Annotated in this window: 23 protein-coding genes and 1 pseudogene; 15 read left to right on the forward strand and 9 right to left on the reverse strand. The window is 70.7% G+C overall.

Annotated elements, in window-relative coordinates:
- The first annotated feature begins 84 nt into the window (after positions 1-84).
- The 3 genes from mshA to ACN6LB_RS00480 all read left to right on the forward strand — a co-directional run bounded on the left by mshA (position 85) and on the right by ACN6LB_RS00480 (position 3,859).
- Positions 85-1,431 carry a D-inositol-3-phosphate glycosyltransferase gene (gene mshA / locus ACN6LB_RS00470; RefSeq protein WP_445024063.1) on the forward strand — a complete coding sequence of 449 codons (1,347 nt, stop codon included), beginning with the start codon at positions 85-87 and terminating at the stop codon, positions 1,429-1,431.
- 62 nt (positions 1,432-1,493) lie between these two features.
- Positions 1,494-1,994: a type III secretion system chaperone family protein gene (locus ACN6LB_RS00475; protein ID WP_356139702.1), complete on the forward strand. Its 501-nt coding sequence runs from the start codon at positions 1,494-1,496 to the stop codon at positions 1,992-1,994.
- Positions 1,995-2,140: 146 nt separating this feature from the next.
- Complete coding sequence (locus ACN6LB_RS00480; protein WP_445024064.1) at positions 2,141-3,859, forward strand: glycosyl hydrolase family 28-related protein; 1,719 nt, start codon at positions 2,141-2,143, stop codon at positions 3,857-3,859.
- Here the strand turns inward: ACN6LB_RS00480 and ACN6LB_RS00485 are convergent.
- The gene (locus ACN6LB_RS00485) at positions 3,838-4,635 is read right to left on the reverse strand and encodes a helix-turn-helix transcriptional regulator (RefSeq protein WP_356139700.1); all 798 of its coding nucleotides are present in this window, start codon (positions 4,633-4,635) and stop codon (positions 3,838-3,840) included. The two genes, ACN6LB_RS00480 and ACN6LB_RS00485, sit on opposite strands and share 22 nt — an antisense overlap.
- 49 nt (positions 4,636-4,684) lie before the next feature.
- On the opposite strand from ACN6LB_RS00485, the gene ACN6LB_RS00490 reads away from it, so the two are divergent.
- Positions 4,685-5,119 carry a DUF2000 family protein gene (locus tag ACN6LB_RS00490; RefSeq protein ID WP_445024065.1) on the forward strand — a complete coding sequence of 145 codons (435 nt, stop codon included), beginning with the start codon at positions 4,685-4,687 and terminating at the stop codon, positions 5,117-5,119.
- Between the two features lie 5 nt (positions 5,120-5,124).
- On the opposite strand, the gene ACN6LB_RS00495 is transcribed toward ACN6LB_RS00490, so the two are convergent.
- Positions 5,125-6,378, reverse strand: a complete 1,254-nt coding sequence (locus ACN6LB_RS00495; RefSeq protein ID WP_356139698.1) for an MDR family MFS transporter — start codon at positions 6,376-6,378, stop codon at positions 5,125-5,127.
- A 161-nt stretch (positions 6,379-6,539) separates the two neighbouring features.
- Here ACN6LB_RS00495 and ACN6LB_RS00500 point away from each other — a divergent pair, with 161 nt between their 5' ends.
- On the forward strand, positions 6,540-7,301 hold the full coding sequence (locus ACN6LB_RS00500) for a phosphoglyceromutase (RefSeq protein WP_356139697.1): 762 nt from the start codon (positions 6,540-6,542) through the stop codon (positions 7,299-7,301).
- 59 nt (positions 7,302-7,360) lie between these two features.
- Here ACN6LB_RS00500 and ACN6LB_RS00505 read toward each other — a convergent pair whose 3' ends face one another.
- Positions 7,361-7,774 (reverse strand): hypothetical protein, encoded by a 414-nt coding sequence (locus ACN6LB_RS00505; RefSeq protein ID WP_445024066.1) that lies wholly within the window; start codon positions 7,772-7,774, stop codon positions 7,361-7,363.
- A 168-nt stretch (positions 7,775-7,942) separates the two neighbouring features.
- On the opposite strand from ACN6LB_RS00505, the gene ACN6LB_RS00510 reads away from it, so the two are divergent.
- Positions 7,943-8,275, forward strand: a complete 333-nt coding sequence (locus ACN6LB_RS00510; RefSeq protein WP_356139695.1) for an NIPSNAP family protein — start codon at positions 7,943-7,945, stop codon at positions 8,273-8,275.
- A gap of 90 nt (positions 8,276-8,365) precedes the next feature.
- Here ACN6LB_RS00510 and ACN6LB_RS00515 read toward each other — a convergent pair whose 3' ends face one another.
- The 4 genes from ACN6LB_RS00515 to phoU all read right to left on the reverse strand — a co-directional run bounded on the left by ACN6LB_RS00515 (position 8,366) and on the right by phoU (position 10,685).
- The gene (locus ACN6LB_RS00515; RefSeq protein WP_445024067.1) at positions 8,366-9,205 is read right to left on the reverse strand and encodes a patatin-like phospholipase family protein; all 840 of its coding nucleotides are present in this window, start codon (positions 9,203-9,205) and stop codon (positions 8,366-8,368) included.
- A 94-nt stretch (positions 9,206-9,299) separates the two neighbouring features.
- Positions 9,300-9,548, reverse strand: a complete 249-nt coding sequence (locus ACN6LB_RS00520; protein WP_445024068.1) for an SCO4226 family nickel-binding protein — start codon at positions 9,546-9,548, stop codon at positions 9,300-9,302.
- Between the two features lie 192 nt (positions 9,549-9,740).
- The gene (locus tag ACN6LB_RS00525; protein WP_356139691.1) at positions 9,741-9,893 is read right to left on the reverse strand and encodes a hypothetical protein; all 153 of its coding nucleotides are present in this window, start codon (positions 9,891-9,893) and stop codon (positions 9,741-9,743) included.
- A gap of 102 nt (positions 9,894-9,995) precedes the next feature.
- The gene (gene phoU, locus ACN6LB_RS00530) at positions 9,996-10,685 is read right to left on the reverse strand and encodes a phosphate signaling complex protein PhoU (RefSeq protein ID WP_356139690.1); all 690 of its coding nucleotides are present in this window, start codon (positions 10,683-10,685) and stop codon (positions 9,996-9,998) included.
- 226 nt (positions 10,686-10,911) lie between these two features.
- Between phoU and ACN6LB_RS00535 the strand changes: the two genes are divergently transcribed.
- Positions 10,912-12,198: a sensor histidine kinase gene (locus ACN6LB_RS00535; protein ID WP_445024069.1), complete on the forward strand. Its 1,287-nt coding sequence runs from the start codon at positions 10,912-10,914 to the stop codon at positions 12,196-12,198.
- Positions 12,195-12,875, forward strand: a complete 681-nt coding sequence (locus ACN6LB_RS00540; protein WP_009340348.1) for a response regulator transcription factor — start codon at positions 12,195-12,197, stop codon at positions 12,873-12,875. Before ACN6LB_RS00535 ends, ACN6LB_RS00540 begins: the two co-directional genes overlap by 4 nt.
- Positions 12,876-12,990: 115 nt before the next feature.
- On the opposite strand, the gene ACN6LB_RS00545 is transcribed toward ACN6LB_RS00540, so the two are convergent.
- A complete protein-coding gene (locus ACN6LB_RS00545) occupies positions 12,991-13,647 on the reverse strand; it encodes a DUF461 domain-containing protein (RefSeq protein ID WP_445024070.1) in 657 nt (218 codons plus the stop codon).
- Between the two features lie 854 nt (positions 13,648-14,501).
- Here ACN6LB_RS00545 and ACN6LB_RS00550 point away from each other — a divergent pair.
- The 7 genes and pseudogenes from ACN6LB_RS00550 (at position 14,502) to ACN6LB_RS00580 (ending at position 21,016) form a co-directional block, all read left to right on the forward strand.
- Positions 14,502-14,984, forward strand: a complete 483-nt coding sequence (locus ACN6LB_RS00550; protein WP_003953493.1) for a CarD family transcriptional regulator — start codon at positions 14,502-14,504, stop codon at positions 14,982-14,984.
- A gap of 277 nt (positions 14,985-15,261) precedes the next feature.
- Complete coding sequence (gene ispD, locus ACN6LB_RS00555) at positions 15,262-16,014, forward strand: 2-C-methyl-D-erythritol 4-phosphate cytidylyltransferase (protein ID WP_356139687.1); 753 nt, start codon at positions 15,262-15,264, stop codon at positions 16,012-16,014.
- Positions 16,004-16,501 carry a 2-C-methyl-D-erythritol 2,4-cyclodiphosphate synthase gene (gene ispF, locus ACN6LB_RS00560; RefSeq protein WP_445024071.1) on the forward strand — a complete coding sequence of 166 codons (498 nt, stop codon included), beginning with the start codon at positions 16,004-16,006 and terminating at the stop codon, positions 16,499-16,501. Before ispD ends, ispF begins: the two co-directional genes overlap by 11 nt.
- A 113-nt stretch (positions 16,502-16,614) precedes the next feature.
- On the forward strand, positions 16,615-18,012 hold the full coding sequence (gene cysS, locus ACN6LB_RS00565; protein WP_356139685.1) for a cysteine--tRNA ligase: 1,398 nt from the start codon (positions 16,615-16,617) through the stop codon (positions 18,010-18,012).
- Between the two features lie 117 nt (positions 18,013-18,129).
- The gene (gene rlmB / locus ACN6LB_RS00570) at positions 18,130-19,071 is read left to right on the forward strand and encodes a 23S rRNA (guanosine(2251)-2'-O)-methyltransferase RlmB (protein WP_445024072.1); all 942 of its coding nucleotides are present in this window, start codon (positions 18,130-18,132) and stop codon (positions 19,069-19,071) included.
- A 95-nt stretch (positions 19,072-19,166) separates the two neighbouring features.
- Positions 19,167-19,271 (forward strand): annotated as a pseudogene (locus ACN6LB_RS00575) (TrmH family RNA methyltransferase); the annotation flags it as partial.
- A 125-nt stretch (positions 19,272-19,396) separates the two neighbouring features.
- Positions 19,397-21,016 carry a DoxX family membrane protein gene (locus ACN6LB_RS00580; protein WP_356139683.1) on the forward strand — a complete coding sequence of 540 codons (1,620 nt, stop codon included), beginning with the start codon at positions 19,397-19,399 and terminating at the stop codon, positions 21,014-21,016.
- An 84-nt stretch (positions 21,017-21,100) separates the two neighbouring features.
- Here the strand turns inward: ACN6LB_RS00580 and ACN6LB_RS00585 are convergent, their stop codons facing one another.
- Entirely contained in the window at positions 21,101-21,832 is a 732-nt protein-coding gene (locus ACN6LB_RS00585; protein WP_356144014.1) for a nucleotidyltransferase family protein, read from the reverse strand.
- Between the last annotated feature and the right edge of the window lie 46 nt (positions 21,833-21,878).

Here is a 21,878-nt window from a genome sequence, read left to right on the forward strand (position 1 = left end):
CCGCTCCGGTGTTCCGAGTCTTGGAGGGCGCAGTGCGTCCCCCGACCGGCATGCCCGCAGTAAGGCAGCAAGGAGGAACGCCACGTGAGCCAGTACGTGAGCAGGCTCGGGCGTCGCTCCCCGGCGGCACCCTCACGGCTGAGGCTCCCCGTCGGCCACCGGCGCCCCCGGCGCGTCGCGATGCTCTCCGTGCACACCTCGCCGCTGCACCAGCCCGGCACGGGCGACGCGGGCGGCATGAACGTCTACATCGTGGAGCTCGCCCAGCGGCTCGCCGCCATCAACATCGAGGTGGAGATCTTCACGCGCGCGACGACCGGTGGCCTCCCCCCGACGGTGGAGCTGGCCCCCGGAGTCCTCGTACGGCACATCGACGCGGGCCCCTACGAAGGCCTCGCCAAGGAGGAGCTGCCCGCGCAGCTGTGCGCCTTCACCCACGGCGTCATGCAGGCCTGGGCCGGCCATCGCCCCGGCTACTACGACCTGGTGCACTCCCACTACTGGCTCTCCGGCCACGTCGGCTGGCTCGCCGCCGAACGCTGGGGCGCGCCCCTCGTGCACGCCATGCACACCATGGCCAAGGTCAAGAACGCCGCGCTCGCCGACGGTGACACGCCCGAGCCCGCCGCCCGCGTCATCGGCGAGACCCAGATCGTGCGCGCCGCCGACCGCCTCATCGCGAACACCGCCGAAGAGGCCGACGAACTCGTACGCCACTACGAGGCCGACCCCGGCCGGGTCGCCGTCGTCCACCCGGGCGTGAACCTGGAACGCTTCCGTCCGGCCGACGGCCGCGCCGCCGCCCGCGCCCGTCTCGGCCTCCCGCAGGACGCCCTGATCCCGCTCTTCGCCGGCCGCATACAGCCGCTCAAGGCCCCCGACGTGCTGCTGCGCGCGGTAGCCGTCCTCCTCGACGAGCGCCCCGAGCTGCGCTCGCACATCGTCGTCCCCGTCGTCGGCGGACCCAGCGGCAGCGGCCTCGCCAAGCCCGAGGGGCTGCAGAAGCTGGCCGCGCGGCTCGGTATCGCGGACGTCGTGCGCTTTCGGCCGCCGGTCGGGCAGGAGCAGCTCGCGGACTGGTTCCGGGCCGCCTCGGTGCTGGTCATGCCGTCGTACAACGAGTCGTTCGGGCTGGTGGCGATCGAGGCGCAGGCGGCCGGTACGCCGGTGCTCGCCGCCTCCGTCGGCGGCCTTCCCGTCGCCGTACGCGACCGGCGGACCGGGTTCCTGGTGCAGGGGCACGATCCCGCGGCCTACGCGCGCGTGCTGCGTGATTTCGCGGACGACCCGACGCTTCCGGCCCGGATGGGCGACGCCGCCGCCCGGCACGCGGAGTCCTTCGGCTGGGACACGTCCGCGGCCGCGACGGCGGACGTGTACACGGCGGCGATGCAGGCCCACCGCCGCCGGGCCCGCAGTCACCTGGGCTGACCCGGCGCCCGGCCGTACGGGCTGACGTACCGGCACCGTTCGGCCTGACGTACGCTCGCCCCATGGCTGACGTACAGCGGGCCGGACAGGTCATCGAGCAGGTTTTCAAGGAGTCCGAGCTCGACTGGGAGAGCCCGCGGCCCGGTTCGTACGTCGTGAAGCTGCCCGGTACCCGCAAGCTCTCGACGACCGTCTCCCTCATCGTCGGCAGGCACTCGCTCTCGCTGAACGCCTTCGTGATCCGCCACCCCGACGAGAACGAAGAGGGTGTCCAGCGCTGGCTCCTGGAGCGCAATCTCAAGCTCTACGGCGTCAGTTACGCGGTCGACCGGCTCGGAGACGTGTACCTGGTGGGCAAGCTGCCGCTGGTCGCGGTCACCCCGGAGGAGATCGACCGGCTGCTCGGCTCGGTCCTGGAGGCCGCCGACGGCAGTTTCAACACCCTTCTGGAGCTCGGTTTCGCGTCCGCGATCCGCAAGGAGTACGCGTGGCGGGTCTCGCGCGGTGAGTCGACACGCAACCTGGACGCGTTCACGCATCTGACCCAGCGCCCCACTGGCTGACTTCCCAGCCCATATAGGTCCGTACTAAGTAACTGCTGCACGCCCCCTTCCCGGCTCCCGGGCGCCGTGGCATGCTCACCGCCGACGCAGATCTGAACGTCGTTCACATCCATGGAAATGCACCTCCTTGGAAAGGGCGTGCGGGCATGACCGGGAAGTACAGACACGGGGACGAGCACCGGGGCGCGGGTATCGGCAGACGCGGCCTGCTCGGCGGCGCCATAGCCGTGGCGGCCGCCGCCGCGACCGGCGGCACGGCGACGGCCGCCACGCGGACCGAGAGACCCGAGCCCGGGGCGGCGGGACAAGTCCCCGCCCTCTGGCACGAGTTCGCCCGCACCCCCTTCACTCACCCGCAGATCCCCTATGTCGGCCGGGCCGGTTACCGCGGCGGGGGGGGGGGCTTCCCCCGCCGCCCCGCCGTCGCCGACGTCCGCGCCCACGGAGCCGTCGCGGACGGCACGACGGACTGCGCCCCCGCGATCAACCGTGCCATCGCTGCCGCCGGAAGGGCCGGCGGTGGCACGGTTCTCATCCCGCCCGGCACCTACCGCATCGACGGCCTGATCCGCATCGGATACGACAACGTCGTCCTGCGCGGCGCCGGAAGCGCCCGCACCACGCTGCACGCGACCCGCAGCCTCACCGAGCTGATCGGCGTCTACGGCTCCCGCTACGGCGGCGACAAGTCCTCCTGGTCCTGGGCGGGCGGCCTCATCTGGCTGGCCCCGAACGCCCGTTGGGACTCCCTGACCACCGCCATCAAGGCGAAGGCATGGCCCTTCGAGGGCTGGACCGGCAACAAGCGCGACGAGTGGGAGACGCTCACGGTACTCGCCCCGGCCACCCGAGGCTCGTGGTCGGTGACCGTCGCCGACGCCTCACGGCTGAAGGCGGGCCGGCTCGTCCTGCTCCGTCTCGCGGACGACGCGGACCACACCCTCCTGGAGCACATGGCGGGCGGCGGCCCGGGCCCCGAGGCGTACTACTGGGACGACAAGACGAAGCTCACGAGTTACGTCCCCTACGAGTGGCCGGTGCGCATCGCGCGCGTGCAGGGCAAAAAGGTCACCCTCGAACGTCCGCTGCCGCTCGACGTGCGCCCCGAGTGGGACCCGCGCCTGACCACCCACGTCGAACCCCTGACCGGCTCCGGCGTCGAGGGCCTCACCCTGGAGGCCGTCGAGACCCCGCAGTCCCCGCACCTCCTCGACAAGGGCTACAACGGAGTCGCGCTCCAGTGCGCGTACGACTGCTGGGTGGACGACGTCACCGTCCGGCACGTCGACAACGGCTTCGGACTCGTGGCCGCCTCCTCCTGCACCCTGCGTCGCACCCGCGTGGCCGGCCGCGGCTCCCACCACCCGTACTTCTGCCGCGAGGGCTCGCACGACAACCTCGTCGAGGACTTCACCATCGAGCAGCGCACGGTCCCCACCCCCGCCGGAACCCAGCTCCACGGCATCAACGTGGAGGGCCTGTCGTCCCACAACGTCTGGTCGCGCGGGGACATGCGGATGGGCACCTTCGACTCGCACCGAGGGATGCCGTTCGCCAACGTCCGCACGGACATCACCGTCGACAACAACGGCCGGCACGGCGGGGACGCCAGCGCGGGGCCGCTGTTCGGCGCCCGCTTCACCCACTGGAACGTCCGTGTCACCAACGGCCGCGCGGGCCTGATGAAGATCGACGGCCTCGCGCCCTGGTCCGCCACCGTCGGCCTCAACGAAGTGACGGAGTTCGACCAGATCGACGTCCCCGACTTCTCCGGCGACCTCCACGCGCGCGTGGAGCTCTACGGCACCACGGACGTCGTACGGCCGCGCAATCTGTACGAGGCTCAGCGGGAGCTGAGCCGGTAGCGCCCGGGGGACACCCCGACCAACCGCTTGAAGTGCCGCGTCAGATGGGACTGGTCGTAGAAACCGGTCGTGGCGGCCACCTCGCCGGGGCGGCCGCCCTCCAGCAGCAGCCGTCGGGCGCGGTCCACCCGCCGTGACATCAGGTACTGGTGCGGCGCGATCCCGAACGCGCCGCTGAACGCCCGCACCAGGTGGGCGGGATGGGCGTGCAGGAGCAGGGCCGCCTCGTCCAGGCCGATGCCGTCCACGACACGCTCGTCGAGGAGTTCGCGCAGCCGGTGGGCGACGCCGTGGTCGGGGCGCGCGGCCGCGCGGACGGCGCCGGGCCGCAGGTGCCCGCGCAGCCGCTCCCCGATCAGCGTCAGCCTGCTCTCGGCCTCCAGCTCGTCCCCGGGAAGGGCGAGCGCGGTGTGCAACCGGCCGACCCGCTGCCGCAGGACAGGGTCCCGCAGGTCGGGCCCGTCCACGGCGGCTCCGATGAGGTCCTCGCCGAGGTGCGTGCCATCGAGGTAGAGGACCCGCTTGCGGAAGCCGTCCTCGGTCGCCGGGGAGCCGTTGTGCGGCACGTGCGGCGGCAGCAGCGACACCGTGTCGTGCGGCGTGCCGTGCTCATGCCGGTCCAGGTCGTACCGCACGGCGCCGTCGTCGACGATCAGCAGCGTCCACGCCTCGTGGACGTGCATCGGGTACGCGTACTGCGTGAAGTGGGCGTGGAAGACCTCCACGACGCCCGGAACGCGCGGGCGCCAGGCGGAGACCTCGCGCTGAGCGGCCATGCAAAGAACGTACAAGACGGTGTCGTACGACGTTCGGCAGTCTCACCTCATGAGCACCCCGACGCCCGCACCCCTCCGCTTCGACACCAAGATCGCCGTCCTGCTCCGCGAGGACCTGGAGCCCTGGCAGCGACTCAATGTGACCGCTTTTCTCGTCAGCGGCCTCGGGACAGCCGTCCCCGAGGTGATCGGCGAGCCGTACGAGGACGCCGACGGCGTCTCCTACCTCTCGATGTTCCGCCAGCCGGTCGTCGTCCTGGAGGCCACGAAGGAGACGCTGAAGGCCGCCCACAGCCGGGCCCTGTCCCGGGCCGTGCCGCGCGCCGTGTTCACGTCCGACCTGTTCACCACCGGCAACGACCGCGACAACCGGGCGGCCGTACGGGCCGTCCCGACCGGGGAGCTGGACCTGGTCGGGCTCGCCGTGTACGGGCCGCGGAACGCGGTGGACAAGGTGGTGAAGGGCTCACGGATGCATCCCTGAGCCCGTCAGACGGCGCTGACCTCGGGCTTCGCGGCCGCGGGCGCCTCGACGGCCGGCTCCTCCACCGGCAGCCCCCGCATCAGCAGCCCGTAGCCGAGCCCCGCCGCCGTACCGACGACCGCGCACAGACCCCACAGCCACTCGGCCCCGAACCGGTCGATGACGAGGCCGGACATCAGGGGGGCGACGAGCGCGGCGAGGGACCAGGAGAGGGTGTACATGCCCTGGTAGCGGCCGCGGCCGTGGACGGGGGAGAGGCGGACGACCAGTCCGGTCTGGGTCGGGGCGTTGACGATCTCCGCCAGCGTCCACACGCACACCGTGAGGGCGAAGACGCCGACCGACCCGGCGAAGGCGGTGAGACCGAAGCCGTAGCCCGCGAGGATCGACGAGATCACGAGCAGGCGGCGCGGATCCCGGTGCTCGATGAACCGGGTGACCGGGATCTGCAGGGCGACGATGAGGATGCCGTTCACCGCGATCGCGAGGCCGTAGTCGGCCGGGGTGAAGCCGGCCGTGCCCATGGCGACGGGCAGACCGACCGAGCCCTGCTGGAAGACGACGGCGACCAGGAAGGACAGGCCGACGACGCTCATGAAGCGGCCGTCGCGCAGCACGGTGCCCAGGCCGACCTCCTCGGCGGCCTTCTCCGTCGCCGTGCGCACCGGCCGCGACTCCGGCAGCTTCAGGAAGACGACGACCGCGCAGACCAGGGTCATGCCCGCCTCGATCATGAACCCGGCCAGATAGCTGAACTCGGCGATGAAACCGGCCGCCATGGAGGAGATCGCGAACCCGAGGTTGATCGCCCAGTAGTTGAGGGAGAACGCGCGGACGCGGTCCTCGGGGCGGACGATGTCGGCCATCATCGCCTGCACGGCGGGCCGGGAGGCGTTCGACGCCATGCCCACCACGAAGGCGACGGCCGCGATCGAGACCGGGTCGTGCATGAAGCCGAGCACGGCCACCGAGACGGCGGTGGACGACTGCGCGATGAGCAGCGTCGGCCGCCGGCCGAGCCTGTCGGTCATCACACCCGCGCCGAGCGAGGAGACGACGCCGCCCAGGCCGTGGAGGGAGGCGACGAGGCCGGCGTACGAGGCGGAGTACCCGCGGTCGAGGGTCAGGTAGAGCGCCATGAACGTGGCGACGAACGCGCCCAGCCGGTTGACGAGGGTGCTGGTCCACAGCCACCAGAACTCGCGAGGGAGCCCGGAAACGGTCTCGCGGGCGGCGCGTCTCAGCGAGACGAGTGACATACGGGACCCCCACGGTCAGGCAGTTGTGTAAGTGGCTCAAGCAGTGAGCACAACTTACGAGGGGTCGGTACTGGAGAGCCACTCAATTAACAGATGCCGTCAACTGTCCGGTCCTCGGGCGGACGCGCGAGCGATCAGCGGGGTCCATTACGCTCGACCTCATGGCCGACGCACCGTACAAGCTGATCCTCCTCCGCCACGGCGAGAGCGAATGGAACGCGAAGAACCTGTTCACCGGCTGGGTGGACGTCAATCTCAACGAGAAGGGCGAGAAGGAGGCAGTCCGCGGCGGTGAGCTGCTCAAGGACGCCGGCCTGCTGCCCGACGTGGTCCACACGTCCCTCCAGAAGCGCGCGATCCGCACGGCCCAGCTCTCGCTGGAGTCCGCCGACCGCCACTGGATCCCCGTCCACCGCAGCTGGCGCCTGAACGAGCGCCACTACGGCGCCCTCCAGGGCAAGGACAAGGCGCAGACCCTCGCCGAGTTCGGCGAGGAGCAGTTCATGCTGTGGCGCCGCTCGTACGACACCCCGCCGCCCGCCCTTGAGGACGGCACGGAGTTCTCCCAGTCCGAGGACGCGCGCTACGCGTCGATCCCGCCGGAGCTGCGCCCGCGCACGGAGTGCCTCAAGGACGTCGTCGTCCGCATGCTTCCGTACTGGTACGACGGCATCGTCCCCGACCTCCTGGCCGGCCGTACGGTCCTGGTCGCGGCCCACGGCAACAGCCTCCGCGCCCTCGTCAAGCACCTCGACGGCATCTCCGACGCCGACATCGCGGGCCTGAACATCCCCACCGGCATCCCCCTCTCCTACGAGCTGGACGCCGACTTCAAGCCCCTCAACCCCGGCGGCACCTACCTCGACCCGGACGCCGCGGCGGCGGCGATCGAGGCGGTCAAGAATCAGGGCAAGAAGAAGTAGCCTTTGTGATCATGCCCCCGACCTGCGCTCATGGCGCGGAGCGGGGGCATTTTCGCGGTCTACCAGATTCCGTTGGAGCAACCCTTCTCGCTGGTGCTCGTGAGGATGACGCAGACGCGGGAACCGGTGTTGGCGCCGTTCCAGTGCCAGCCTGTCTCCCGTTGGTCACCGCTCTGCAGGAAGTAGTAGTCCGAGATCTTCGTCCAGTTGTACTGCAGGCTGCCGTCGTCGTTGTAGCGCTTGCGCTCCAGCCAGGCCTGGCAGGCGCCGCCGTTGGACGCGGTGAACTGTCCCTTGATGTCGGAGTTCGCGCCGCCCTGGCTGAGGGTGTTGGCGCGGCAGAATTCGGCCGTTCCGATGTGAATGGAGACGGCGTAGTCCCCGGCCTTGGTGACGGTCGCGTTCGCCGAGGTGGTCGTCGCTCCCATGAGCAACGCGGCGGTGGCGAGCGTGAACACGATCTGCTTCTTCATGGGCGGTCTCCGACCACAGCTGCTCGAGGGGTGAGGGCGCCCGGGTGGAGGTCCGATCGCTCCTGGGCAATGATCAGGCCTGCACAGAAGCGACATCGTGGCATGCGCTCGAAGCAACGTCCATACCGGGCACGGCTGTTGACGGCCGGCTTGCGGGATCATGCAGGCATGGTCACCATTCATCTCAAGTACGAGATCGACGCCGACAAGGTTGCGGACTTCGAGGAGTACGGGCGGCGGTGGGTGCGGCTCGTGAACCGGTTCGGTGGGACGCACCACGGCTACTTCCTGCCGAGCGAGGGCGACAGCGACATCGCCTACGCGCTGTTCTCGTTTCCCAGCCTGGCCGCGTACGAGCAGTACCGCACGGACAGCATGGCCGACCCGGAGTGCCAGGAAGCGTTCGAGCTGGCTCGCGAGACCCGCTGCATCAAGCGCTACGAACGCCGCTTCCTGCGGCCGCTCGACGTCCCGGCCGAGGCCGGGGAAGGGAACTCGTGAGCCCCTGCTTCGCATTCGCCCAGCTCGTCGACGAGTCGACCGCCACTCCGCCCCCGTGACCGGCCGGACGTAGAGCCGAGTACGGCAGGGTCAGCCGTGCCACACCGTGCGGATGCGGTCGGCGTGTTCGACCGCCTGGCGCAGGCCCGCGCGGGCCGCGCCGGGGATGCGGGAGGCGTCCAGGGGGTCGCGGCCGAAGGCGCGGCGGGCCTCCCGGTCGGGGGTGAGGGCGGTGGCCAGTGCGCCGCCCGCCGTGAGGGAGGCGACATGGTCGCAGACGTCCGGACTGGCGCCCGGGCTCTTGGGGATCGGGGCCAGTACGACGACCCGGCGGCAGTCGGTCACCAGATCGGCGTTGGTCGTGGAGCGTGCGCCCCCGTCGATCCAGCGGCCCGCCCCGATCGTGATCGGCGGGTACAGCGGCGGCAGTGCGCAGCTGGCCGCCATCGCCCGCACCAGATCGACCCCGCTGCCGGCGTCGAAGCCGGCCGCCTTGCCGGTGAGCGCGTCCACGGAGAACATCCGTACGGTCCGCTCGGGCCACTCCGGAACCGGCAGTTGGGAGCGCATCGCGTCGAAGACCACCGTCTCCGGCACGCCCCGCATGCTCAGCGCGAGCCTGCCCAGCCGCTTGACCACGGTCTCCGGATCGCGTGAACCGAGCGCCGCCCACAGGTATTTGACCGTCATGGCGAGGGTGAAGTCGACCTCCGGCATGGCGCGCTTCCGGCTGACCTGAACCCCGTACAGGTCAGCCGGTGCCGCTCCGTCGGCCAGTTCCACCGCGAGCAGCGAACCGGCGGAGGTGCCGGCGAGCACGTCCGCACCGCTGAGGTCCACCCCGGCCTCGGCCAGCCCCGCCAGTACGCCGACCTGCCACGCGTACGCGGTCAGCCCGCCCCCGCCCAACACCAGCGCCGTGTCCGCCATGCCCACCCTCCCCGGTAACGGGGACTGCTCCCCGCTTTCCGGGTCGACGCTACCAGGTAACCGGGGAGCACTCCACGTTTCCGCCCGCTCGGTCTCAGACCGACAGCGGTACCGGGTGGATCTCGTCGGCCTTGTGGCCCGCGCGTTCGTGGATGCGCTGAACCGCTTCGGCCGAGGGCGCCTGGGACAGGCAGTAGACAGTGCCGGAGGCGGGATCCGCCCAGGCCTTCTCGAAGTGCACGCCCTCTTGCTTCTCGATGGCGAGGTCGGCCTGGTGCGCGTGCATGAGCTGCTCGGCCGTGATGCCCGCCATTCCGTGGTGGACGTCCATGAACTGCGTCATGGTCTCCCCACCTCCTTCCGTACGGCCTCGGCTGGTCCGTCCTCTCCATGCTGCGCCCGTACGGCCGTACCGGCGAACGGGAGAACGGGTCGCGCACCACGAAGGGCCCCGGCGTGGTGCCGGGGCCCTTCGTGGTCGTACGGAACGGGACGTACGAGATGTGGCGTACGGGGTGTGCGACGGCGTGGGCCGTCAGCCGCACTGGCACGGGTTGCCGGACTGGCAACCGCAGCCGCAGCCCGAGCCGCAGCCGCAGGCGCCGAAGAGCGGGAGGCTCTTGATCTCGGCGGGCTGCTGCGACTCGCGTTCCTGCGTCGGATCGGTCGTGGTGGGGGATTCGGCCATGGGTCCCTCCTCGAAGGCGGATGCCTGCGACCAGTGCATGCCCAGATCCTCGGGCGCATCAACGGCGCACGGAGGCTCGCCCGCGCCCCCGGGGGCGTGCGGTCAGGCCCCCTCCGCCCCCGTCACCGGCTGGATGTCGGGCTGGATGTCGTCCGCGTGCTCACCGGTCACGAGGAAGACGACGCGCTTGGCGACGGACACCGCGTGGTCGGCGAAGCGCTCGTAGTAGCGGCCGAGCAGGGTGACGTCGACCGCCGTCTCGATGCCGTGCTTCCACTTGTCGTCCAGCAGGTGCTGGAAGAGGGTGCGGTGCAGCAGGTCCATCTCGTCGTCGTCCTGCTCCAGCTGGAGAGCGAGATCGACGTCCTTGGTGATGATGACCTCGGCCGCCTTCGCCATCAGGCGCTGGGCGAGCTGGCCCATCTCCAGGACGGTGGCGTGCAGATCGTGCGGGATCGCGCGCTCCGGGAAGCGCAGCCGGGCCAGCTTCGCGACGTGCTGGGCCAGGTCGCCCGAACGCTCCAGGTCGGCCGACATGCGCAGCGACGTCACGACGATCCGCAGGTCCGTCGCCACCGGCTGCTGGCGCGCCAGCAGGGCTATCGCCCGGGCCTCCAGGTCGTGCTGAAGGTCGTCGACCTTGTCGTCGGCCGCGATGACGCTCTCGGCCAGCTTCAGGTCGGAGTCGAGGATGGCCGTCGTGGCGCGCCCGATCGCCGACCCGACGAGCCGGGCCATCTCGACCAGGCCCTCGCCGATCGAGTCAAGTTCCTCGTGGTACGCGTCCCGCATCAGGATGTCCCTCTCATACGTGTGCCTCGGGGGGTTCCGGGGAGCCACGGACTGGCGTAAAACCGGCCCTGTGAACCCCACGCTCCCACGTTCCGGCCTGTACGCGTCCGTTTCCGGCATCCCAAATGAACCATCCCTAGCTCCCAGGTGAACTCTGGGCGACGAGTGTTCGAGGTCGCACCCGGATGGCTGTGGCCAGGAGCGACGACATGCCTAACCTGGATGCATGGACGTGAACGCGGCGGTCGCCGCAGCGGCAGCGATCGCCGGAGTGCTCACCGGTGTCATCGCCATGCTGGCGTTCCGCTGGAGCGAACGCGACCAGAAACGCCCCACCCGCACCTCTCTGCACACGGACCCGGTGCTTCCGCCGGGCGTCGACACGGTGCTCTCCGTGCTCCGGTCCTCGGCCGTCGTCCTCGACGAGGCCGACGCCGTGGTCAAGGCCAGCTCCGCCGCGTACGCCCTCGGGCTGGTCCGCGGCGGGAAGCTGGCCGTCGAGCCCATGGTCAAGATGGCCCGCGACACCCGCCGCGACGGGGAGATACGTCAGGTGGAGCTGGACCTGCCGCGGCGCGGCACCGGCCGCGGGGAGGCCCTCGCCGTCTCCGCGCGCGTCGCCCCGCTCGGCTCCCGGCTCGTGCTCCTGCTCGTCGAGGACCTCACCGAGGCCCGGCGCATCGAGGCCGTACGACGCGACTTCGTCGCCAATGTGAGCCACGAGCTGAAGACCCCCGTCGGCGCGCTCTCCCTCCTCTCCGAGGCCGTCATGGACGCCTCGGACGACCCCGAGGCCGTGGAGCGCTTCGCCGGACGCATGCAGATAGAGGCCACCCGGCTCACCAACCTCGTCCAGGAGCTCATCGACCTGTCGAGGGTGCAGAACGACGACCCTCTTGAGGACGCCGAACCGGTGCGCGTCGACGAACTGGTCGCCGAGGCGATCGACCGGTGCCGCCACCAGGCCGGCACCAAGCAGATCACCATGGCCGCCGGAGGCCCCGCCGACCTGAGCCTCTGGGGGAACAGGGGCCAGCTGGCCGCCGCCCTCGGAAACCTCGTCGAGAACGCCGTCAACTACTCGCCCGCCCGCACCAGGGTGGGCATAGCCGCGCGCCGCGTGACGGCGCCCGGCGGAGACCTGATCGAGATCGCCGTCACCGACCAGGGCATCGGCATCTCGGACAAGGACAAGGAGCGCGTCTTCGAGCGCTTCTACCGCGTCGACCCGGCCCGTTCCCGCCAGACCGGCGGTACGGGTCTGGGTCTCGCGATCGTCAAGCACGTGGCCGCCTCGCACGGCGGGGAGGTCACGGTGTGGAGCTCCGAGGGACAGGGCTCCACGTTCACCCTGCGGCTGCCGGAGGCGGGTGCGGCCCGCGACCGCGTGACCGACCACATCTCCGGACTCGACGAAGACGACGAGACCGGGCACCACCTCGCACAGCCCGACGGGACGACCACCGTCACATCCCCGTATGAACCGCTCCCTGCCCCGGAGGTCCTTCCGTGACCCGTGTGCTCGTCGTCGAGGACGAGGAGTCCTTCTCCGACGCCCTGTCGTACATGCTTCGCAAGGAGGGCTTCGAGGTCGCCATCGCGACCACCGGGCCCGACGGGCTGGACGAGTTCGAGCGCAACGGCGCCGACCTCGTCCTGCTCGACCTGATGCTGCCGGGCCTGCCCGGCACGGAGGTCTGCCGCCAGCTGCGCGGCCGCTCCAACGTTCCGGTGATCATGGTGACCGCCAAGGACAGTGAGATCGACAAGGTCGTGGGCCTCGAAATAGGAGCCGACGACTACGTCACCAAGCCCTTCTCCTCGCGCGAACTGGTCGCCCGCATCCGGGCCGTCCTGCGCCGCCGCGGGGAGCCGGAGGAGGTCACCCCGGCCGCGCTGGAGGCCGGCCCGGTCCGTATGGACGTCGACCGTCACGTGGTCACCGTCTCCGGCTCCAAGGTCGACCTTCCCCTCAAGGAGTTCGACCTCCTGGAGATGCTGCTGCGCAACGCGGGCCGCGTGCTCACCCGTATGCAGCTCATCGACCGGGTCTGGGGCGCCGACTACGTCGGTGACACCAAGACCCTCGACGTCCACGTGAAGCGGCTGCGCGCCAAGATCGAGCCGGACCCGGGTGCCCCGCGGTACCTGGTGACGGTGCGTGGTCTCGGATACAAGTTCGAGCCGTAAACCGGCCCACCGGTCCTCACGCGCGCGTGCGGCACGACGGCACGACGAAGGGCGGCACCCCTGGAGGGGTACCGCCCTTCGTGCATGCGTACGTCTGGACTTCTGTACGGCTACGTCACTGAGCGGCGGACTCCGTGGCGGTGGCGGTGGCGGAGGAGGTCGCCGTGGCCGTCGCGCTCGACGACGCCGCGTCGGTCGGCGTACCCGACGCCGACCCCGTCGGCTTCGGGCTCGCGGACTCGGACGGCTGCGTCGGCAGCTCGGTCGGGCCCCATGTCTTGAAGTAGCGGTCGGCCGGCACGACGAAGGCCCGCAGGCTCACGTCACCGGCCTCGCTGAAGCCGAAGGTGACCTTCTGCGCGTTGCCGTCCTTGACGGCCTCACGGCTGCTGGGGAGCACCGCGGAGGCGTTGTCCTTGCCGCCGATGACGATGGAGCCGCCGGCCGGGACGACCAGCTTGCCCTTGCCCTTGGCGGAGTGGAGCTCGGCGGTCTTGCCGGTGCCGGCGATGGTGATGGAGTCCAGCGTCTGCGCGGTGGTGCCGTTGTTGAACACGGTCGCGGTGATCACGGCCGGGCCCGTCGACTCCAGGTCCGGCTGCGTGATCACGGAGACGTTCTGGAGCTTGATGGCGCCGACGGTGACCGCGGCGTTGTCCGGCTTCACCTCAAGCGTCTGGGCGTCGTTTCCGGCGGCGCACGCGGCGAGCGAGGCGATCGAGAACGCGATGGCGGCGGCGGCGAGAGCGCCGCGTCGAAGGCTGCTGCTCACGGCGGCGGCAACTCCTAGAACGTGGGCGGTACGGGGTCCGGGCGGCCGTACGGCTGTAAAGCCGCCCTAAGGGTCTGTCAGCGGCCTTAGGTTACCGAGCCGTTCCCGCACCGCTGCACCCGACCCGCCCCTAGGGGGCTTCTGACGGATCTTCGCGGCGTCGCGACGCCCGGCACGCACTCTCGCCGCACCGGACGAAAGCCCTAGTGGCTCCGCTACGAGGACATCCGCCCGGCACGCCGAGAGCACGCACCGAACCCCGCTCCTTCTTCCGCGCTGATCCGTCAGAAGCCCCCTGAGCGACCCCGGTGAAGTTCAGGGACGCCTCAACGGGCTCGGACCCGCTTGTACGGACCACGTCGCGCCGTCCCGGTGAAGCGTTCACCGCGCACTTCCCACATCGCCCATCAGCCACTTCGGCCTCTTGTCCGTCCGCCATTCACATAAGCGCCGACAGTCAACTTCGGCCTGCGGATTTTCCGGTAAGGATGCGTAAGGGCGCGTAAGGAATGCATGGCGGTCCGGAAAATTGATCATCAACGGCCGTGATCAATTCCGGATTCGTCTCGTACCCGGCTCCGGTCACCGAACGGAGTAGCGGAAGTCGCACTCCTGGAGTGGGACAAAAGTGGACGTTCAGGCGCTGGTCAGAGGCTTCTGGTGTGTGTAACGTACGCGTTTCTCGTCGCCCGGAGAGCTGCTCCGACCTGCGAATACCCCCTTCCGCTCCCGCTCCGAAGCACGTTCCTGTTGCGGTTGTCAAGCCCCGAGATATGCCCTGACCTGCGAAAACGCCATTCAGAACACGCAGTTTCCGTGTTACCCTGGATAGCCACGGAAGGGGTACCTGTCACATGACGTTCAAGGTTGGCGACACCGTGGTCTATCCCCATCACGGGGCCGCGCTGATCGAGGCCATCGAAACTCGCCAGATCAAAGGCGTGGACAAGACCTACTTGGTGCTGAAGGTCGCCCAGGGCGACCTGACGGTGCGTGTGCCAGCGGACAATGCGGAGTTCGTCGGCGTACGTGATGTGGTCGGTCAGGACGGGCTGGACCGGGTCTTCGAGGTGCTGCGCGCGCCGTACGCCGAGGAGCCCACGAACTGGTCGCGTCGTTACAAGGCAAATCTGGAGAAGCTCGCCTCCGGCGATGTCATCAAGGTCGCAGAAGTCGTGCGTGACCTGTGGCGTCGTGAGCGCGAGCGCGGACTCTCCGCAGGTGAGAAGCGCATGCTGGCCAAGGCGCGCCAGATCCTGGTGAGCGAGCTGGCCCTCGCGGAGAACACGAACGAGGACAAGGCCGAGGCTCTTCTCGACGAGGTTCTCGCGTCCTGACGCAGGCCCACGAGGGTGCGAGCCCACGGAGACCGGCGCGATGACGCAATGAAATGCCGCGGTGCCCGATGACGCATTAGCTGTCGCCGGGCGCTGCGGCATGTTCGTATCCGGAAGTGGCCGGACGCGTACCGGCCCGGATACGTTCGCACACGTACCGGGAGACGGGCGGCTCGGCTTGACCGGATGGTCACGGAAGGGTCCCCGGTCAAGGCCCAGCGCCCGTTCGGTGAGGCCATACCCACGCACCCCGAGTACACAAACCTGACAGGAACCGATGTCTGACGAATCGCGCCCTTCGCCTGCGGGGGCTCGCACCGCGGCCGTGATTCCGGCCGCCGGACGAGGCGTGCGCCTCGGTCCGGGCGCCCCCAAAGCGCTCCGCGCGCTGAACGGCACCCCCATGCTCATCCACGCGGTGCGCGCCATGGCCGCGTCCCGCGCGGTCTCCCTGGTCGTCGTCGTGGCCCCGCCCGACGGAGCGGCCGAGGTCAAATCACTGCTCGACGCCCACGCGCTGCCCGAGCGCACCGACTTCCTCGTGGTCCCCGGCGGGGAGTCGCGCCAGGAGTCCGTGAAGCTCGGCCTCGACGCACTGCCGCCCGGCCACGACATCGTGCTGGTGCACGACGCCGCCCGGCCGCTGGTGCCGGTCGACACGGTGGACGCCGTCATCGAGGCCGTACGGGACGGGGCACCCGCCGTCGTCCCGGCGCTGCCCCTCGCGGACACCGTCAAGCAGGTCGAGCCCGCGGCGGTCCCGGGCGGGCCCGAGCCCGTCGTGGCGACACCTGAGCGGGCGCGGCTGCGGGCCGTGCAGACCCCGCAGGGCTTCGACCGCGACACGCTCGTGCGCGCCCACGCGACGGTGACCGACAACGTCACCGACGACGCGAGCATGGTCGAGCAGCTCGGCCTCCAGGTCGTCGTCGTGCCCGGGCACGAGGAGGCCTTCAAGGTCACCCGCCCGCTGGACCTCGTCCTCGCGGAGGCGGTCCTCGCCCGCAGGAGGCTCAACGATGGCTTCTGAGCCGCGGGTGGCGTTGCCGCAGGTCGGCATCGGCACCGACATCCACGCCTTCGAGGAGGGCCGCGAGCTGTGGTGCGCGGGCCTGAAGTGGGAGGACGAGGGACCGGGCCTCGCCGGGCACTCCGACGCGGACGTCGTCGCGCACGCCGCCTGCAACGCGCTGTTCTCCGCCGCCGGACTCGGTGACCTCGGGCAGCACTTCGGCACCGGGCGGCCCGAGTGGGCCGGGGCGCCGGGGGTCGCGCTCCTCGCCGAGGCCGCCCGTATCGTCCGCGAGGCCGGCTTCACCATCGGCAACGTCGCCGTCCAGGTGGTCGGACCCCGCCCCAAGATCGGCAAGCGTCGTGACGAGGCGCAGAAGGTCCTCTCCGATGCGGCCGGGGCGCCGGTCTCGGTCTCCGGCGCCACGACCGACGGGCTCGGTTTCCCGGGGCGCGACGAGGGGTTGATGGCAGTCGCCACGGCGCTGGTGGTGCGGCTCGACTGAGCCTCGGGGTTTCTCGCCCTGAAACGGCGGACGGGCCCACGGCGATCACGAATGCGTTCCTCTTGTACCGGAAGGGGCATGGTGCACTACCCGGGGGCCACTACCCTGGTGTGGTGACCATTCGCCTGTACGACACCAGCGCCCGGCAGATTCGTGACTTCTCCCCGCTCACACCGGGTTGTGTCTCGATCTACCTCTGTGGCGCCACTGTCCAGGCGGCACCGCACATCGGGCACGTCCGCTCGTATCTCAACTTCGACATCCTGCGCCGCTGGTTCACCCACCGCGGCTACGACGTCACGTTCATCCGCAACGTCACGGACATCGACGACAAGATCATCAACAAGTCGACCGAGCAGGGCCGCCCCTGGTGGTCGATCGGCTACGAGAACGAGCGGGCCTTCAACGACGGCTACCACGCCCTCGGATGCCTCCCGCCCACGTACGAACCGCGCGCCACCGGGCACGTCCCCGAGATGATCGAGATGATGCGCGGTCTCATCGAACGCGGTCACGCGTACGAGGCCGACGGCAGCGTCTACTTCGACGTGCGGTCCTTCCCCGGCTACCTCGCGCTGTCCAACCAGGACATCGACGACCTGCGCCAGCCCGACGAGGGCGTCGCAGGCAAGCGCGACCCGCGTGACTTCGCCATGTGGAAGGCGTCCAAGCCCGGCGAGCCCGACTGGGAGACGCCGTGGGGCCGCGGCCGCCCCGGCTGGCACCTCGAATGCTCCGCCATGGCCCACAAGTACCTGGGCAGTGCCTTCGACATCCACGGCGGCGGACTCGACCTGATCTTCCCGCACCACGAGAACGAGATCGCCCAGGCCAAGGCGTACGGCGACGAGTTCGCCAGGTACTGGCTGCACAACGCCTGGGTCACCATGAGCGGCGAGAAGATGTCGAAGTCCCTCGGGAACTCGGTCCTCGTCAGCGAGATGGTCAAGCACTGGCGGCCCATCGTGCTGCGGTACTACCTCGGCACCCCGCACTACCGCTCGATGATCGAGTACAGCGAAGAGGCCCTGCGCGAGGCCGAGTCGGCGTTCGCGCGCATCGAGGGCTTCGTGCAGCGCGTCGTCGAGAAGGCCGGGGGAGCCGTCGAGCCCTCGGCCGAGGTGCCGCCCGCCTTCGCCGAGGCCATGGACGACGACCTGGGCGTCCCGCAGGCGCTCGCCGTCATCCACACCACGGTCCGCCAGGGCAACAGCGCCCTGGCGGCCGACGACAAGGAAGCCGCTGTGGCACGGCTGGCGGAGGTCCGGGCCATGCTCGGCATCCTCGGCCTCGACCCGCTCGACCCCCAGTGGGCCGACGGGAGCGACCGCGGCGAGGACCTGCACGGCGTCGTCGACACCCTCGTACGCCTGGTGCTCCAGCAGCGCGAGGCGGCCCGCGGCCGCAAGGACTGGGCCACCGCCGACGCCATCCGCGACCAGCTCAACCAGTCGGGCCTCGTCATCGAGGACGGCCCGCAGGGACCGCGCTGGACGCTCGGGCCGCGCTAGCGGTTCACCGCCTGATGTGCCGCCCGGCGTTCCGGGCGGCACACTGGCACTGACGTACGTATTCACGCGTGCGTCCGCACAGGTACATATCGACGCTCAACACAGAACAGGTAGGTCATGGCCGCTAACAACCGCCGCATGTCCGGCAAGAAGGGCGCGCAGGTCGGCAGTGGCGGCCAGCGACGCAAGGGCCTGGAGGGCAAGGGCCCGACCCCGCCCGCCGAGATGCGCAAGAAGCACAAGGCGAACCGCATCGCGAACGCCAAGGCGAAGCAGGCCGCGCGCCGCCCCGCGCCCCGCGGCCGCGGCGGCAAGGGCACGTCCGAGATGGTCGTCGGGCGCAACCCCGTCGTCGAGGCGCTGCGCGAGGGCGTGCCCGCGGTGACGCTGTACGTGCAGCAGTTCATCGACAACGACGAGCGGGTGCGCGAGGCGCTCCAGCTCGTCGGCCAGCGCGGCGGCATCCACCTCATGGAGGCCCCGCGCCCCGAGCTGGACCGCATGACCAACGGACTCAACCACCAGGGCCTGGTCCTCCAGGTCCCGCCGTACGAGTACGCGCACCCCGAGGACCTCGTCGCCGCCGCGTTCGACGCGGGCGAGGACCCGCTGATCGTCGCCCTCGACGGGGTGACCGACCCGCGCAACCTCGGCGCCGTCGTCCGCTCCGTCTCCGCGTTCGGCGGCCACGGCGTCGTCGTACCCGAGCGGCGCGCCGCCGGCATGACCGCCGGCGCCTGGAAGTCGTCCGCCGGTACGGCGGCCCGCACGCCCGTCGCACGCTGCACCAACCTCACGCGCGCCCTGGAGGCGTACAAGAAGGCCGGTGTCACCATCGTCGGCCTCGCCGCGGACGGCGAGTCCGAGGTCGGCGAACTGGCCGCCCTGGGCGGCCCGGTCGTCATCGTCGTCGGCAGCGAGGGCAAGGGCCTGTCCCGACTCGTGGGCGAAACCTGCGACTTCCGGGTGCGGATTCCGATGCCCGGTGGCGCGGAGTCGCTGAACGCCGGTGTCGCGGCCGGGGTTGTGTTGTACGAGGCGTCGCGTCGTCGCGTCTGAGGTGCTGCGGGCGGCCGCCGGAGGCCGACGGACGGAGTCCGGCGCAGCCGTCCCGAAGCCGCGGAGCGTGCGAGGGCGGCGGACAGGAGGGGCCCTGTGACTTCCGGGTGCGGATTCCGATGCCCGGTGGCGCGGAGTCGCTGAACGCCGGTGTCGCGGCGGGAGTTGTGCTGTACGAGGCGTCGCGGCGCCGCGTCTGAGCAGGGGTTCAGGGCCTACTCCCGTGGGGCGATCGGGATGTTCGGGATGTTCGGAACGACCTTGACGCGGTCCGGACAGATCCGCCCGGTCAAAGCAGTGTCCTAAACACACGTCACTCGGTTAGATGAGTGTGGACACCAGAACACCCCGCACACCCACGGGGGACCTCTCGTCGGGATTCGACGACGCTCCCGCGCTGAGCATGGTGAAGGTGCCGAGCGATCCGGCGCAGGTCATCGTCAATCATGCGAGCTTCCGCGTGCAGCTAGCCGCCACGCCGCGGAGCCAGTCCCCGCGCATCTCACGGCACTTGAGCTCCACCGAGGACGCCGCGCGCGTCCCCGTCGCCGGTACGGCCGGCAGAGCGGGCGCCCCCGGTGCCGGTGCGCGGCGGCGCGCACCCGTCGTCTGGAGCGGCAAGTCCGCGCCCGACGACACCGGCGCCCACCGCCTGCTGCAAGCCGTGCGGGGCACCAGCCTGCGCCACGGCGAGCCCCCGACCGGTGACGCCGGGGCGACCCAGGTCATCCCGCGCATCGGCGTCGACGACGTGTCCGACGAGACGGTGGAGACGCCCGTCGTCGGCAGCCAGCGCCCACCCGCCTCCGGCGAGACCCGGCTGCTGCCGCACATGCGCAGCGTGGACAGCACGTACGACGAACCCGGGTTCGTGGACGGGGAGTTCGCGGACGACGACCTCGTCGAGGACGGCGAGGAGGCGCCCGCCAAGCGACACGGCTCGGACCCCGTCCGGCACGCCTACTACCCCGGCCGCCGGATGAACCTCGGCGTCGTCCTGCTCCCGCTGAGGGTCTTCCTCGGCTTCATCTCCATCTACGCCGGCATGGGCAAGCTCTGCGACCCCGTCTACTTCGACGGCGGCAAGCGCGGCTCCATGATGAAGTGGCTCAACACCCTGCACCCGTGGGAAGTCGCCGAGCCACTGCGGCAGTTCGCGCTCCAGCACCCCGTCGGCGCCGGCCTCGTCATCGCCTTCCTCCAGGTCATCGTCGGCGTCCTGACCGTGCTCGGCCTCTGGCAGCGGGTCGCCGCCGTGGTCGGCGCGCTGCTCTCCGCCGCGCTCATCGTCACCGTCAGCTGGAAGACGGTCCCCGCCTACGACGCGCCCGACATCATCTACCTCGCCGCCTGGTCGCCGCTGATCATCGCGGGCGCCCCCGTCTACTCCATCGACGGACGCCTCGCCGGCGAGGCCTGGCGCACCCTCGGACCGCGCGCCGAGATCTGGGAGCTGCGCCGACGCGTACTGCGCCGCGGCGCGCTCGTCGCGGCCATCGTCGTCGGGCTCACGCTGCTGATCGGCTCGCTGCTCGGCGGAGCCGTCCGCGACGCCGACCGGGTCGTCGTCCCGGGACCGGGCGAGGCCCCGCGCAACGAACTGCCGGGCTCCCCGCTGCCGGAGACCCCCGGCAAGCGCCACCACAAGGCCTCCCCGTCGGCCTCCGAGGCGCCCACTCAGGGCAGCACCTCCTCGGCCCCGTCGGACGCGACGACCACGCCGGGCGCGGCCCGGGAGACCGGCGGCACGGCCACCAGCGGTCCCAGCCAGACCCAGGGCACCAACCAGGCACCGCCGCAGCAGTCGTCGCCGGCCCAGCAGGCGCCCAGCACGACGGCGGGTCCGACGTCCTCCGGGGGCACGGGTGGCACGTCCACCGGTGGCTCGTCCGGCGGCAGCAGCTCCTCCGGCCAGCCCGGCCTCGTGGGCGGCCTGCTCGGGTAGCCGGCGTCGGGCAGTACGAGGATGGGGCCCCGCACGGTGACGTGCGGGGCCCCATCGACGTACACAAGGCTCTGTGGCGGCTGCTCAACGCCCCAGGGTGGCGAGCTCCTTGGCGGCCTCCGTGAGGTCCTTGGCGGTGTCGATGGCGCGCCAGTAGGAGCCCTGCGGGAGCGGGAAGCCGGCCAGGCGGCGTTCGCGGGCCAGGTGCGGGAACGTGGTGCGCTCGTGGTCGCCGCGCTCGGGGAGCAGGGAGGCGAACTCGGGGGCGAAGACGTAGACGCCCGCGTTGATCTCGAACGGGGTCGGCGGGGACTCGATGAAGTCCGTGATGTGGCCGAAGCCGTCCGTCTGGACGGCGCCCCACGGGATGCGGGGGCGGGCCAGCGCGAGGGTGGCGACCGCGTCGCGCTCGGTGTGGAAGTCCGCCATGTCGCGCAGCGAGAAGCGGGTCCAGATGTCGCCGTTGGTCGCGTACCACGGCTTGTCCGGGTGCGGCAGATGCGCGGCGGCGTACTTGAGGCCGCCGCCGCGGCCGAGGGGCTCGTTCTCGACGACCGTGGTGACGTTCACCGGAAGGTCGGCCGAGTCCAGCCACTTCTGGAGGACATCGGCGAGATGGCCGCAACTGACGACCACGTCGGTGACGCCCTCTTCGGCCAGCCAGGTCAGCTGGTGGCCGATGATCGGGGTCCCGGTGCCGGGGATCTCGACCATCGGCTTTGGCCGGTCGTCGGTGTAGGGACGCAGCCGAGAGCCCTGGCCGCCGGCCAGGACAACGGCTTGAACGGGGCGCGACGCGGCGTTCGGATCGGTCATGACCGAACTGTACGTCGCGCCCCGCCCGCGAATTTCTGGGGCAACC

Source organism: Streptomyces sp. SAS_270 (genome assembly GCF_052543295.1).